This is a genomic window from Ruegeria sp. AM1, from assembly GCF_056540745.1.
Genome location: NZ_JBQFXH010000015.1, coordinates 1 through 14,960 on the forward strand (window position 1 = coordinate 1; position 14,960 = coordinate 14,960).

The 14,960-nt window shown below is 55.7% G+C and carries 12 protein-coding genes; all 12 read right to left on the minus strand.

The window, feature by feature from the left end; translation table 11 throughout:
* Positions 1-546: 546 nt before the first annotated feature.
* Positions 547-1,449 carry a sugar kinase gene (locus ACR0I7_RS18285; RefSeq protein ID WP_480513578.1) on the minus strand — a complete coding sequence of 301 codons (903 nt, stop codon included), beginning with the start codon at positions 1,447-1,449 and terminating at the stop codon, positions 547-549.
* Between the two features lie 20 nt (positions 1,450-1,469).
* Complete coding sequence (locus tag ACR0I7_RS18290) at positions 1,470-3,536, minus strand: FAD-binding protein (protein WP_480513580.1); 2,067 nt, start codon at positions 3,534-3,536, stop codon at positions 1,470-1,472.
* A 19-nt stretch (positions 3,537-3,555) separates the two neighbouring features.
* The gene (locus ACR0I7_RS18295; protein ID WP_480513582.1) at positions 3,556-4,719 is read right to left on the minus strand and encodes a Gfo/Idh/MocA family protein; all 1,164 of its coding nucleotides are present in this window, start codon (positions 4,717-4,719) and stop codon (positions 3,556-3,558) included.
* 13 nt (positions 4,720-4,732) lie between these two features.
* Positions 4,733-5,746, minus strand: a complete 1,014-nt coding sequence (locus ACR0I7_RS18300) for a LacI family DNA-binding transcriptional regulator (RefSeq protein ID WP_480513584.1) — start codon at positions 5,744-5,746, stop codon at positions 4,733-4,735.
* A 29-nt stretch (positions 5,747-5,775) separates the two neighbouring features.
* Positions 5,776-6,084, minus strand: a complete 309-nt coding sequence (locus ACR0I7_RS18305) for a Dabb family protein (RefSeq protein ID WP_480513586.1) — start codon at positions 6,082-6,084, stop codon at positions 5,776-5,778.
* The gene (locus ACR0I7_RS18310; RefSeq protein WP_480513587.1) at positions 6,081-7,673 is read right to left on the minus strand and encodes a GMC family oxidoreductase; all 1,593 of its coding nucleotides are present in this window, start codon (positions 7,671-7,673) and stop codon (positions 6,081-6,083) included. The genes ACR0I7_RS18305 and ACR0I7_RS18310 overlap by 4 nt, the downstream gene beginning before the upstream one ends.
* Complete coding sequence (locus tag ACR0I7_RS18315) at positions 7,673-9,157, minus strand: GMC oxidoreductase (protein ID WP_480513589.1); 1,485 nt, start codon at positions 9,155-9,157, stop codon at positions 7,673-7,675. The genes ACR0I7_RS18310 and ACR0I7_RS18315 overlap by 1 nt, the downstream gene beginning before the upstream one ends.
* Positions 9,157-10,269 (minus strand): ABC transporter ATP-binding protein, encoded by a 1,113-nt coding sequence (locus ACR0I7_RS18320; protein WP_480513590.1) that lies wholly within the window; start codon positions 10,267-10,269, stop codon positions 9,157-9,159. Before ACR0I7_RS18320 ends, ACR0I7_RS18315 begins: the two co-directional genes overlap by 1 nt.
* A 4-nt stretch (positions 10,270-10,273) precedes the next feature.
* Positions 10,274-11,155: a carbohydrate ABC transporter permease gene (locus ACR0I7_RS18325; protein ID WP_480513592.1), complete on the minus strand. Its 882-nt coding sequence runs from the start codon at positions 11,153-11,155 to the stop codon at positions 10,274-10,276.
* Positions 11,155-12,048, minus strand: a complete 894-nt coding sequence (locus tag ACR0I7_RS18330; protein WP_480513640.1) for a carbohydrate ABC transporter permease — start codon at positions 12,046-12,048, stop codon at positions 11,155-11,157. The genes ACR0I7_RS18325 and ACR0I7_RS18330 overlap by 1 nt, the downstream gene beginning before the upstream one ends.
* A gap of 87 nt (positions 12,049-12,135) precedes the next feature.
* On the minus strand, positions 12,136-13,392 hold the full coding sequence (locus ACR0I7_RS18335; protein ID WP_480513594.1) for an ABC transporter substrate-binding protein: 1,257 nt from the start codon (positions 13,390-13,392) through the stop codon (positions 12,136-12,138).
* A 40-nt stretch (positions 13,393-13,432) separates the two neighbouring features.
* Complete coding sequence (locus ACR0I7_RS18340) at positions 13,433-14,956, minus strand: aldehyde dehydrogenase family protein (protein ID WP_480513596.1); 1,524 nt, start codon at positions 14,954-14,956, stop codon at positions 13,433-13,435.
* Between the last annotated feature and the right edge of the window lie 4 nt (positions 14,957-14,960).

Sequence of the window (14,960 nt, forward strand, 5' to 3'; positions counted from 1 at the left end):
CTTGAGCTACGCAACGGCTCCGCTCAGCAGGCCTTGACCGCAACCTAAACACGAGAAAGAAACAGGAACGGATTCTACATCCAAACGGCCCGGATCAAGGGGCTGGGTCAAGCTGACTTGAGGCAGGTCGGGTCTCACGACCGACCTCGCCTGGCAGCCCGCACTTCCAACGGAAAAAGTCCACACATTGCACCCAATAGATTGCGGCTAGTTCCGCATGGTCGCGAAGGTTGACATTCGTGTTGAATCGCAAGTTTTGCAACCATTGGATGTTTACCGACATCGCAACGAAACGGGAACATTGCTGAACAAGTGTTATGCGTCGTTCAATTGTGCTCACCGCTTTCGTGAATGCAGCTTGTCGCTGGTGCAAAAGAGTCACTCTGCTCAGGTTTGTCCATATTCGGGCGCTCACCCCAAAAAATACTTCTGCGATTGCAACCCACGCACCATTGGCGTCTTGAGCCACAATGACACTCACCACGCCTTATCCGGCATCCGGCAATTTCGACAAAAACGTCCATTTTTAGCTCGTAGAAGAGGTGTTCAGGTTGGTAAAGTCGGAACCAATGATTTTGGAATACGGGCCCCAAAATGCCTGATCACTTCGAGTGCCAAAGTCTGCCCACCCGCCACTGCTGCGGTGGGTGTTTTTCCGGAGATTCTGGCCGCAAGGTAACCCGCGTTGAAAGCGTCTCCGGCACCAGATGTATCGCGAAGTTCATCTGCATGCCGGGTCGGAACGTTGTGTCGGCCCTCCGCACCGATGCAGACTGAATCAGTACCGTTCTTAACGATCACTTCGGAAACACCCAGCGCACTGATCCGATCAATCGTTTGGTCTGGAGAACGATCCCCCCACAATCCGGCTTCATCATCGAAGCTAGGGAGTGCGATATCGGAGACGGCGAAGAAGTTTTTCATTGCCGTACGCGCTTCGTCCGGGGAAACCCAAAGCACTGGACGCACATTTGGATCAAACGAAACACGCGTGCCGGCAGTTCGCGCTTTGCGAAGGGAGCTCAGCAGCCGTTCGCGAGAATCGACATTGAGAATGCCTAATGTAATCCCGGACAGATGGATCAAACCCGCACCTGCGAAAGCCTGGTCCAACCAACTTTCATCCCTGGCCAGCAATCGCGCGGCTGACGCCTCGCGCCAATAGCTAAAACTACGCTCCGCCTCATCGAGTTCGATCATGTAAAGGCCCATGGTCCGATCTGGAACACGACCGACATACGCAACGTCAATGCCGTCCTCGCAAACCATATCGACAAAACTGTCCGAGACAGAGTCCGTGCCCACCTTCGTGACGAACCCAACTTGTAATGACAGATCAGGGATCTGTGACATATGCCATGCGGTATTAAACGTGTCGCCCGCAAAGCTCCGATGGTAGGTGTCATCGCCGATCACCGCCATCTCGATCATGGCTTCGCCGACGGCCAACATCCGATTCGAACTGAAGGCTAACATGAGGACAACGGATTCTGCTGGTGGAAGATACGACCGGTTAACCAAGCGGGCCAGTCTCTTTCAAAGAACGTTCGCATGCCGTCGTGTTGGCGGTTGGCGCGCGAAGAAATTGATATGCTGACGCCATCAAACTGCGCGATTAATTGCTGCTGTTTGTCTGCATCCCTTTCCGCGCGAAAGCGCGCGTCGAAAAGTGGTCCATGAATGGTGTCTGGCAATGCGTCACCCTTGTCGTCGCAGATCGCCCGCGCCCCGCGGCTGCCGCCACCATGGGCGATATAGAAGTTGAGGGCCGCCAATACTGCTTCGGAGGCCAAAGCCATTTGCTGCCATTGCAGCACGCGTGCGGCCTCGGACGGGCGTGAGATGGCAATGCCGTGTTCGCATATTTTGGCGTTCAGGGCATTTGCGTCATCAAGCGCCGTTGCCACCTCTGTCGGGGCGCAAAGAATACCGGCTTTGTCGCTCATCCGGGCCTGAACTTCGGTTCGAACACTTTTGACGGATAAGGGACTGTCATGAGCGAGTACCTTTTGGATTTGCTGAACTGCATTGGTCGCGGAACTTGTAACGTCTTCAATGAATGTCGAAGCGCCCACAGCACCGATATGTTCCGCGATACGTGTACCAAAAACTTGACCAGCATTCAGTGCTGAGCCACCCGGTCGCGTTGCGCCATGGGTGCCTGCTGCCTCGCCCACGGCATAGATGCCGGGTAAATTGGTCCGTCCCCAGATATCGACTGCAATCCCGCCATTCATGTGTTGATTGTTAACGGCGAATTCCAGAGGATCCGTCGTGATGTCGACTTTGTAGCGCTTGTATAGTTCAATCGCGAGCGGGTTCATATGGCGCAAACGATCAATCGGCAGCGCGTGATCTGCACCAGCATCGCGCAGATAGGTCGCCACGTCATTGTCCAGCCGATCAAGGCTGAAATCCTGATCGATGGTTAGAGGATTACGGTTGAAATCCATGAAGACCCGCCGACCTTTCTGGCCTTCACGGAAGATCGCGAGGTCTATGAGACTTGACTGGAAATTGAGCATCCGGCTGGCGTGGAATGGCCATTGGTAGCCCTTGCGGAAGATGTTCGAGGCCATCTCTTGCGTGGTGCGGTAGTAGTCCGCAAGGAAATGATGCTCTGTCCCGTCCTCGTCCGCGGAAAAGATGTGCGGGATCACCTGCACATAGGTACCAGACAGGTTCCAGGGGAAGCCCTCGCGCCGGGTGCCGATGCCAAACTGGCTTTCTGTGATATTTGTCAGAGCCAACCCCGTCTCGAGCGCAAGTCCAAGGGTACCAAAGCAGCCATTCGGAAAGACGCTGTCACGATACAGCTCGCCTGGGCCGCCAGCAGCCAGGACAAGGGCGGAACAAGCATAAATCGTCAGACCATAAGAGTTCGCTTCGCTTGCGTCCTTTGATCGGATCGCCATTACGCCGATGACACGCTCGCCGTCTTTCAGAACTTTCACGACAGTTGTCTGATTGAAGAGTGGAATTTCAAGGCGGATTGCTTCTTCCGCCAGAACCTTGACCATCAGCCGGGATGTGCGCGGCCCACAGGACGTGGCGCGTCCCACTTCGTCATGGTCGGTCTGATAGCGCAGCGTACCACCAAGACGGTCCTGTGGCAAAGGAAGGCCTAGATATTGCAGCGATGCCATGGCGCGGATCGACCCCACCGCCTCGATGTACGCTGTGTCTTCATCCATAGCACCGCCTGCGCCGATAGAGGCCGCCATGTCAAAGAAGTCGTCACCCTGATCCTTGGTGTTCGCTGTGTGCAGGGTTTGCTTGTCAGATCCAGAGCAGGCCGATGTCCCCCCCCACGCGCTCTGGCTGAGAACCGCAACATCAACATCGCGGCGCTTCATCTCAACAGCGGCGCGCAGACCTGCGGCACCGCTGCCCACCACAACGGCACCCACGCGGTGCAACGGGATCGTGAAATCACCAACAACTATAGTCTCTGTCGCCTCGGGTTCGGAGGCGAGCCGCGGCATGACCACATCGGTCAGTGCATCAAGAATGTCTTGTGGGACGGAGGACGCCACTTTGATCTTCCTTCACTGCTCAGATGTTGACCCAGGCGCGCCGCTTTGAGGAAATCATGCATGCATCCACGATTTGACAGATGTGATGACCGGTCTCGAAGGTCGGCCACATCTGCGTACCGGTTGTGATCGATTTAATAACCTCGGCCGCTTCGATGATCTTACTTTCGTTGTATCCCAATGCAAAGTTGGGCAGAGGCAGGAAGGCGCCATAGGTTGGATGTTCGGGGCCTACGTCAATCTCACGGAAACCCCGCCGACCGGTCGGATCATCATTGGAGTAAAACCGAAGGCGATTTATCTCATCGAAGGTGTAGGCAAGACTGCCCTTCGTGCCATAGATTTCATAGGTTTGCATGAACTTACGACCAGTGGCGACGCGGCTGAAATCGATGTTACCTTTTGCGCCGTTCTCAAAGGTGCAGAGTACATTGGTACCGTCAGGGTTGGTGACATCGCCCCATTCGGTCTCGTCTGTGATCTCTGGTGCCGCGCCACCAAGGCCCGACCCCTCGATCTTGGGCCGCCTTGGGGATGTAATGTAGCTGTCGGCGATCAACGATGATACGCGTCCGACAAGAAAGTCCATATAGCTGAAAACGTGGCTGCCCGTGTCGCCGATGATGCCGGTTCGGGCTAGATCGCCATCGGCGCGCCACATATAGGGAGCGAGCGGGTCGCCAAAAACATCGATGTGCTGACAGCCCTTAAACAGCTTGATCTCGCCAATCTCGCCCGCCTCGATGATCTCTTTGGCGCGGTCATGGATCGGATTGCGCGGGAATGCGTGACCAACGCGCGTGATGGCGCCCTTTTCCCTGGCTATTTGCACCAGTTCACGCGCCTGTGCTGCCGTATCTGCCAAAGGCTTTTCGCAAAAGACGTGTTTACCGGCGAGAAGTGCTGCCTTGGCGACCTCGTGATGCAGGTTATCGGGCAGGCAAATGTCGATCAAGTCGATCTCAGGGTCGTTCACCGCGTCTTGCCACCGGTCCAAAAGCTTCGCATCTGGCGCGGTAGACCTAAGCTCTGTTGCCGAGTTCGTATCAGTCACAACAAGCGCCGTTACGCGAGCCGTGCCCCACTCCGTTCCCAAAAAATGCGGAAACGTCTGATAAGCCATGGTGTGCACGCGACCCATCCAACCTGCGGCACCTAAAACGGCGACTCTCACCTCTTCCATAGTGCTCTCCTATTTATCTTTTTTTGATACCGCTTGAAGCCCTAACTACCAGTCGAACGGGGCTGCGTGCGGATACCGGCGGGGCTACGCCATCCTTGATCCATGCCGTAATCTGCTGCGCGGCAGAGGCTGCAAAATCGGGGATATTACAACTTATTGTCGTCAAAGGAGGATAGCTGTCCTGCCCGTCTTCGATATCGTCGAACCCGACAACCCGTAGGTCGCGACCTGCAGTGATACCAAGATCCGGGCAAGCCGCCAGCACACCCAGTGCCACCAGATCATTGAAGCAGATGACGCCGTCAACGTCTGGGTGCTCTGCCCGCAACTGCGCCGCTGTGACTTTGCCAAACGAACGAGTGGACTGCCCAGTAAGGGTCAAAGGCGCTTGACCATGCGCTTCTAGAACCTCCATGTAGCCTTGCATCCGTTCATGGGTGACGGGCCGCCCTTCGAGCCCCCCGAGAAAAGCGATCTTCTTGCATCCCTGTTCGATCAGATGTTCGACTGCGATGCGCCCGCCCGTCACATAATCCGGGGCCAGCACCGGGAAGGTGCCGCCAGTTCGCTCGAGAGTACGAAACACCTGCAGTGTTGGCGTGTTTGCCGCATCCAGCACCGCCAAAGTCGACGCGTCATCTCCATAAGAGGGCGATATGATAAAACCCGACACGCCATGCTCCACAAGCGATGAAATCATCTGGCGTTGCAGCTCAGGATCTTCATCCGTGTTGGCCAGCACCGTGGCAAAGCCGGCATGAGCCAGTTGCATCTGAAAGAGCGCTGCGAACTCTGTAAAGAATGGGTTCCGCAGGTCGTTTATTACCAGCCCCACAAGCCCCGAACTGGCGGATCTGAGTGTCGCGGCGGATCGGTTATAGACGTAGCCGATATCTTTCATCGCTTGACGCACGGTTTTGCGAGTAGTGTCTTTGACCGACGGTGCGTCTTGTAGCACAAGACTGACCGTAGACTTCGACACTCCGGCATGTTTGGCGACGTCAAGAATGGTGGGGCGCTGTTTCATTGTGACTCCGGTATGATGACCCATCTGGCCTATACGTTGAGATCGAGGACGAGAAGCCCGTCAATTCCACCCACCGCATTGTTCACTAATTGCCCGCCAAGCACTTTGTGTTCTTCGTTGTCGGCGTAGGTTTGTAGAGCATCCCAACTGTCAAAATCGATGACAAATCCATGCATGTATCCACGTTCGATCTGTTCGGGACTTTCTGATCGTCCACCGGTGAAATTCTGCGCACCCGGCAGTTTGTCGGACAGTGCGGCAAGGCGATCATAGATGCTGTTGATGGTGTCCTCGGAGGTTTCCGGCTTGAATTTGGTCAAGACAATATGGCGGATCATAGGTTTAGTCCTTGGTCTTCTTTGATCATGTCGGCAGCTTTTTCACCAATCATGATGCAAGGAGCGTTGGTGTTGGACGAATTGACGTTGGGCATGACTGACGCATCAGCTACACGTAGCCCGTCAATGCCATTAAACTGCAGCCGAGGGTTGAGTACTGCCGCATCGTCAGCGCCCATTCGGCAGGTGCCGGCGCAATGATGTGACGTCTTGGAATGCAAGCAGATAAAGTTGAAGTAGTCCTCATCCGTGCGCACGTCTGGACCCGGTAAGCGTTCCGCGAGGATGTACTCGCTCAGCGCGGATTGCGACAGGATACCCTGCACGAGCTTCAGGCCCCGAATCGACATCTCGCGATCATACGGATCAGAGAGGTAGTTCGGGTCGATCAATGGAATGTCAGTGGGGTTATCCGACTTGAGCCGCACGGTGCCGCGCGACCGGGGCCGCAGATGGCAGGCGTTCAACGTGACGCCCCCGTTTGGCATTGCTTCGACACCTGCCTCGATCCCCGTACCAAGGCCAAGGTGCATCTGTATATCAGGGGACCGAGCGTCTTCGTCAGCATACCAGAACCCACCCGTTTCAAAGAGGCTTGAGGCCACCGGTCCCTTGCGTGTCAGCAGGTATTGCAGACCTGCAAAGGCGCTCAGATGTGGCTTAGCAAAACGGTCGTAGGTGTGCGGCCCGGTAACTTCACAAATGGCGTAGAGGTCGAGATGGTCCTGCAAATTCGAACCTACGCTGGGCTGGTCATAGACGACATCGATGCCGATGCTTTGCAGGTGCTCTGCCGGTCCAACCCCCGATAGTTGTAACAGACGAGGTGAACCAATGGCCCCAGACGACAGGATTACCTCGCGATCTGCGGAGATCACTGTACCGTCAACCAATTCGACCCCTGTTGCACGGCCATGTTTGACCACGATGCGGGCCACCTGTGCCTTCATTTGGATAGTCAGATTGTCCCGCCTCTTGGCTTGCCCCAGAAAAGCCATAGCAGCCGAGGACCGACGGGCATTCTTCTGAGTCAGTTGGTAGTATCCTGCGCCATCCTGTTTCTCGCCATTTACATCAGTCGTCATTGGAATCCCAACTTGACCCGCCGCCTCAATAAAAGCGTCGCAAATCGGCAGAGGTGCGGCGGGCATGGAGACGCCTAGCGGCCCGCCTTTGCCATGATAGCGACCGGAATAAGTATCATTGTTTTCAGACTTCTTGAAGTAGGGCAGCACATCTTCATAGCTCCACCCCTCACAGCCCATCTGTCGCCAATCGTCGTAGTCTTGTGCTGCCCCACGTGTATAGATCTGCGCGTTGATCGCAGAGCCACCGCCAATGACCTTGGCTTGGGTATAGGTGAAAACCTTATTCTGCATCGCCCTTTGGGGCGTGGTCGACCACCCCCAGGACCCGATGCCCTTGGTCATCTTGGCAAAGCCAGCGGGCAGGTGAAAGAACGGATGACGGTCACTGCCACCTGCCTCGAGCAACAAGACGCGCGCGCTTGAATCTTCGGAAAGGCGCGCAGCGATCACCGATCCGGCTGACCCGCCGCCTATCACTATGAAATCATATCCCCGAGGCATTAGGCAGCAAACTCCGTCTCTGCGATGTGACGCCCCGCGCGCAGTGCAAGGGCCGCAACGGTCAACGCCGGATTGACGGCAGCTGAGGTCGGCAAAACCGACGCATCGACAATGAAGAGGTTCGGATGATCATGGCTGCGGCAATAGCTGTCGACCACACTGGTGGTTGGGTCACTGCCCATGCGGGCTGTTCCACACTGGTGCGATGGGGTGCGGCGGTCGAATGGCTTTGACACCACTATGGGAAAACCGGCGCATCGCAGGACGCGCTTCAGTTCTTTGACCAGCCGCGCGTGCGCCGCCAAGTTGGAGCGTTGCCAATCGAGTTTGATCTTCCCATTTCGCAGTGTAACCCGACTATCTGGATTAGGCAGGTCTTCAGACATCGCATAGAAATCGAAACTCCGCGAAGCGATGAGCTCTGCCAAGCGGCTGGGAAGGTTCGAACTGGCTGCCAGAATAGGCCCCGTAATCTTGCCCAGCATCTGCACATTACCCAGTGGTGGCCTCTTATCTGTGCCAAGATAAAAGTCGTTAAGCATCAGCGTCTTTTGATATACACACCGGTTCTTGCGGAGCGGATGCAGAGCCAGAACGGCCGAACAGTTGTGATTCATAAAATTACGTCCCACCTGATCGGAACGATTTGCAAGCCCGGTAGGGCAATTGTCATTGGCTGATCGCAACATAAGTGCTGCTGATTGCACCGCACCTGCGGCAACTGTGATAATCGGTGCAGTGAGTGTTCCACCTTGTGCCAACATGACACCCGTCACGTGACCGGCCGCGTCACTTATCAAGGACTGTACCTCACATCCCGTCCTCAAAGTCACGTTTTTATGGACTAGCGCGCGGGCCAAGCCGCAGGTCTCGGCATCCATCTTGCCGTTGCAGGTGTTGGGATAGGCGTCCCAAGTCGTCCGCCCAGATGCAAGCCAGGTCGATATGTCAACTCCCAGCGGGATATGCGACGGAGCCAGCCCGACCTTTACCAAACACGTTCTCATGTCAGCCAAATCCGGCTCGTCTGGAACGGGCGGATGGGGATATTGACCAGAATGATACGGCTCGGTCGGATCTTCCGCGGCGTTGCCGCGCACCTGATACAGATCTTCCGCAGCCTGATAGTCGGGTTCAAGCGCATCGTAGCTAATCGGCCAGCCTGCCGTATCGCCGCCCGGATGACTGACCACACCAAAATCCGCTTCGCGATAACGAATAAGCGCAGCACCATAGAACTTAGAATTTCCGCCCACGTTGTAATAATTTCCTGGGTTGAACGGTTGGTCCTGTCCATCCAGCCATTCCTCATCAGGGCGAAACACGCCACGTCCAAATATCGCGTTTGCGTCGCGATCCTGCGGCGACGGGCGCAAATGCACCCCCCGCTCTAGAATTATGATCCGCTTTCCAGTTGGTGCCAAAGCTGCCGCCAGCGTTGCGCCTCCCATGCCAGATCCGATGATTAGAACATCCGCATCCATCAGGGTACGATCCGCATTTCTGTTTCAGGATCAAAGGCCACCGCTTTTTCCATGTTCACAGCGAAGATGAAATCTGCACCAGGACGCACATCTGCATCAGAGCGCATCCGCGCAATCACATCCTCTCCCCCCAATGTCATCGTAACGAAGGTATCTGACCCAGCCGGCTCCGTAACAACAATCCGGTTGGTCATATGCGCGATGTTAGACGACTTGCGATCTGCGGCGTCTTCATCAGTGAGCGTCTCGGGCCGGATCCCTAGCATTATGTCGCGACCATCCCATGCCGCCAGATTGTCCTGGCTGAAGGGAAGTGATACGTTTGAGCCGTCATGCAGCGCGACTACAGCCATGGGTCTGCCGTTCTCGACCGCAACTCTGGCGGGCACCACATTCATCGCAGGTGACCCCATGAAGGTCGCCACAAAGATGTTGGCTGGCGTGTCGTAGATTTCCTGAGGCGTGCCCAATTGCTGAACATAACCGCCATACATGACCGCTATTCGGGTTGAGAGCGTCATGGCCTCGATCTGGTCATGGGTGACGTAGACAATCGTTGTACCCAGCTTCTGATGCAGTTTCTTGATCTCCGTCCGCATGTCGACCCGCAGCTTGGCGTCGAGGTTGGACAAAGGCTCATCAAACAGGAACACGTCGGGGTTACGGACCAGTGCGCGGCCCATGGCGACCCGCTGACGTTGACCGCCAGACAAGGCTCCCGGCTTACGGTCAAGCAGCTGCTCGATTTGCAATAGCTCGGACACCTCTTTCATGGCCTTTTCACGTTCAGGTTTTGGCGTTCCGTGCATTTCCAGCCCGAAGGTAATATTCTGGCCCACGGTCATGTTCGGGTAGAGGGCGTAGCTTTGGAATACCATCGCGATATTGCGTTTGGATGGGTGGACCCCATTCATCACCTGATCCTTGATGCGGATCTCGCCGCTTGAAATCTCTTCAAGCCCCGCAATCATGTTGAGCAGCGTGGATTTGCCGCAACCGGACGGCCCCACTAGGACGAGGAATTCGCCCTCTTCGACGGAAATGTCGACTTTGTGCAGAACTTCAACCGACCCATAGGACTTGGTGGTGTTGTCGATATCAAGAAAGCCCATGAGATTATCCTTTCACGGAACCAGCCATCAGACCGCGCACGAAATAGCGGCCGGCGACGATGTAGACGAGAAGTGTTGGAAGGGCGGCAAGGATCGCGCCAGCGAAGTGTACGTTGTACTCCTTCACGCCATGGCTGGCCTGTACCAGATTGTTCAGAGCGACAGTCATGGGTTGGCTTTCGGCTCCGGCAAAGGACGCACCAAAGAGGAAATCATTCCAGATGTTGGTGAATTGCCAGATAATCGAAACCACGGCGATTGGACCAGACGAGGGCAGTAGAATGCGCCAAAAAATCTGGAAGAACCCGGCCCCGTCAATTTGCGCCGCTCTGATCAGTTCGGTCGGGAAGACGGCATAATAGTTACGGAAATAAAGTGTTGTGAAACCAATTCCATAGACCACATGCACCAGTACTAACCCCCAGGTGGTGCCAGCCAACCCCATCAGCCCCAGCATCCGGGCCATCGGGATCAGTACAACCTGAAACGGTATGAAGCACGCAAACAGCATCAGACCAAAAAGGATCGTATCGCCCCGGAAGCGCCATTTGGTCAGCACATAGCCGTTCAGCGCGCCAAGCACTGTCGAAATAGCCACAGCAGGAACGACCATTTTGATCGAATTCCAGAAATACGGTGAAAGGCCAGTTGGCTCGACTCCGATCTGGGCCGAGGACCACGCCTTGGCCCACGGCTCAATCGTGAAAACCTGGGGCAGGTTCATCATGCCGCCACCGGTAATCTCATCAAGCGGCTTAACCGAGTTCACGAGCATCACATAGAGCGGCAGCATGTAGAATAAGGCAAAGAGAACCAACACCAGGTAGATCAGTGTGCGAACTGTCCGGCCTGTGCGGATCGCCGTGTCTTGCGTTGCAACGGACATCACTTCTTCTCCCGCAATTCGGCATAAAGGTAAGGGATCATGATCGCGGCAATTGTTATCAGCATGATGGTCGCTGACGCCGCACCAATCCCCATTTGGTTGCGGCTGAACGTGTAGGAATACATGAAGGTTGCGGGCAACTCAGTTGCCCGGCCCGGGCCACCCCCGGTCAACGCGATGACAAGATCAAACGTTTTGATAGCCAGGTGGCTGAGGATCACGAATGCGGACAGGAAAGCTGGCCGAAGTTGCGGAATAATGATCCGGCGATAGAGGTTCCAGTTCGACGCGCCGTCCATCTGTGCGGCCTTCAGGATTTCATTATCGATACCGCGCAGACCTGCGAGAAACATCGCCATTACGAACCCGCTCGTCTGCCAAACCGCGGCAAGGACGACGGTGTAGATCGCGAAGTCACGGTTCTTGATCCAGTCGAATTCAAACGTAGTCCAGCCCCAACTTTGCACCACGTTCTCAAGGCCAATGCCCGGATCAAGAAACCATTTCCAAGCCGTACCTGTGACGATGAAGCTCAGCGCCATGGGATAAAGGTAAATCGTACGGATAAATCCTTCGCCGCGGATTTTCTGGTCAAGGAATATAGCCAAGCCTAGCCCAAGTGCCGTGCAAATCCCAATGTAGAGCACAGCGAAGATGCCCATATTGGTGATGGAGATTTCCCAATGGCTCAGGCGCCAGAGTTTGGAATAATTCTCCCATCCGACCCAACCATAGGAGGGCAGCAAGCGACTGTCGGTGAACGATAGGTAGACCGAAAAGAAGATGAAGCCATAGACGAAGATCAAGACCATGGCTAATGACGGTGACAGAACCAGCTTGGGCAGCCAAGTCTGTAGCCGCGTCTTGAAATCGGCATTCGCTACCTGAGCCATGACGCTAACCTCATTGCATTGTGCTTGGATGGTATCCTTCGAAAAGCAGGGCGGCAAAGCGCGCCGCCCCGCTCTGGGAGGAACCGCTTACTTTGCGATCTCGACCGCGTCGACCAGTTCCAGAACAGCCGTCTCGCTATCGTAGTCACCGTTGAAATGCGCGGTCACGACGTCATAGATGGCGTTCTTGACGGAAGCCGGGTTGGCGTGACCATGAGCCATAGAGCCAAACAGGTTGCCGGAAGCGGCGGCGGCGGCCAAATCGGCCATGCCTTTCTTACCGCAATCGTCGAAGGCTTCGTCTGACACATCTGTCCGCGCAGGTACCGAACCTTTGACGACATTGAACGCTGATTGGAATGATGGCGACAAGATTGCCGTTGCCAATGCGGCCTGTTCATTTGATACCGCCCCCCCCTGGTCAAACATCATGAACTGGTCAGCGTTGAAGGTGACTTGTTCGGAGGTGCCAGGGAACCGGAAGCAAAGGAAGTCCTCTCCAGGTACTTTGCCCGCGTTCAGGAACTCGCCCTTGGCCCAGTCTCCCATCATTTGAAAACCAGCTTCTCCATTGATGACCATGGCGGTCGCAAGGTTCCAGTCGCGGCCTGAGAAGTTGTCGTCGACATTGGCTCGGATCACGGACATGCGGTCGAACGTTTCTTTCATCGCGTCACCGCCTAGAACTTCCGGGTCGAGATCGATGAAAGCAGCCTGATAGCCGTCGGGCCCAAGAACCGACATGGCAACACCATCAAAGACGGTGGCCTCTTGCCAAGCCTGACCACCATGCGCGACGGGTGTGATTCCAGCCGCCGACAGCGTGTCCATAGCTGCAACGAAGTCTTCCCAAGTCTCGGGTACTGAAATGCCATTGGCATCCAGAACCGCCTTGTTGGCCCAAACCCAGTTGGTGGAATGTACATTCACCGGAGCGGAAACCCACCGGCCGTCGACTTTCGCAAATCGCTGAAGGGCTGCGGGGATAACATCGTCCCATCCTTCTGCTGCGGCAACATCGTTCAGGTTCGCCAAGGCACCTTGATCCGCCCAGTCGAGGATGTCGAAGCCAAGACCTTGAACCGCGGTCGGAGCGTTGCCCGCAGTCACACGTGCGCGCAATACAGTCATTGCCTGCTCACCACCACCACCTGCGACCGGCATGTCGGTCCAGCCAATGCCTTGGCCTTCAAGGTCTTCCTTTAGGACGTTGAGCGCTGCGGCTTCACCACCTGACGTCCACCAGTGCAACACCTCCACACCATGGCCATCAGCCTGCGCGGCTCCGGTGGTCACGGTGAGTGCCAGTACAACGGCTGTTTTTGTTTTTAGAAGTGAACGCATAGTGTCCTCCCTATCTGCGTTGCATTGTTTCAGACGGTTGCTAGTCGCCTGATGTGACCCAAGGTGCGCGGGTATCGCGTCCAACGCGCATCACCAGCGATTTCACCTCAAGGAATTCCTCATATCCGTAGCGGCCAATCTCGCGCCCCTGGCCGGATTGTTTGACGCCGCCGAACGCAAGTTCAGGATATCCGTCCATCCAGGTATTCGTCCAAACCGTGCCCGCATGAGCCCGTCGTGAGAATTCAAGGCAGGTGTGTATGTCGTTGCTCCAGATACCTGCTGAAAGGCCGTAGTCGCTGTCATTTGTCAGCGCGATGGCCTCTTCCAGCGTCTTGAACACCAGAACGGTCAGCACCGGGCCGAAGACCTCCTCACGCGCAATCGCCATGTCCGGCGTTACATGGCTAATCACGGTGGGTTGGTAGAATTGCGAGCTGCGTCCTTCGACCTGGAGTGTGCCGCCTCCGATTTCCAGTTTCGCACCCGCACTAAGCGCATCACGAACAAAGCCGTCGATTTTTGCGTTGTGCTCTGCGGTGACAATCGCGCCTACTTGCGTGCTGTCATCCATAGGATCGCCAAATCGCACCTGTTTGGATAGCGCAACTAAACGGGCAATAAACTCTTCGGCTATATCCTCGTGCACAATGACCCGGCTGGAGGAGTTACAGCACTGGCCCACGTTGAAATAGACCCCAAAAGTTACCGCGTCCGCAGCATTGTCCAGATCAGCGTCGGGCATGATCACCTGCGGGTTTTTTCCACCAAGCTCCAGCGCCAGCTTCTTGAGCGTGCTGGATGAGGCCTCTGTGATCAGCTTGCCCACCGCTGTGGATCCTGTGAACGTCACCATATCCACGTCTGTGTGGGTCGACATCAGACCGCCAACAGGTTGCCCGTGGCCCAGCACGATGTTGCAGACGCCCGCAGGCAGGCCAGCTTCAATCAGTAGCTCGCCCATCATCACGGTTGAAGATGGCGTCATTTCTGACGGCTTCACAACAACTGTGCACCCAGCTGCAAGCGCAAAAGGCAGTTTCTGACTAAGTATCCAGAACGGAAAATTCCAAGGCGTGATGATCGACACGACGCCAATTGGATCTTTCACAACAACGCCAAGCATTTCCTCACCCAGCGTATTGTGGCTGTCTCCATGGGAAGTGCGCGCAAGCGAGGCCGCAAAACGCCAAAGATCGGCCGCCCCGCTAACTTCGCCACGGGCTTGAGAAATCGGCTTGCCACTTTCCAGTGTTTCCTGAACCGCAATGCGCTCTACATTTGCCTCAATCAGATCAGCAACTTTCAGCAGAACACTCGCGCGGTCCTTGGCGGAAATCCGGCTCCAAATCCCGGCATCAAATGCACGGCGTGCTGCGGCAATGGCGGCCTCTGTCTCAGCCTCACCACCGAAAGCCGAATGGCTTACAACGACATCGTGAGAGGGCGAAACGCGTTCAAACGTCTTGGCGCCTTCAATCCATTGGCCGTCAATTAGATGCCTACCCTTAAAGGCAGGCGGAAGCTCATAGGTGGTCGCGATGTTGATGGTCAGGTTGTTCATGTTG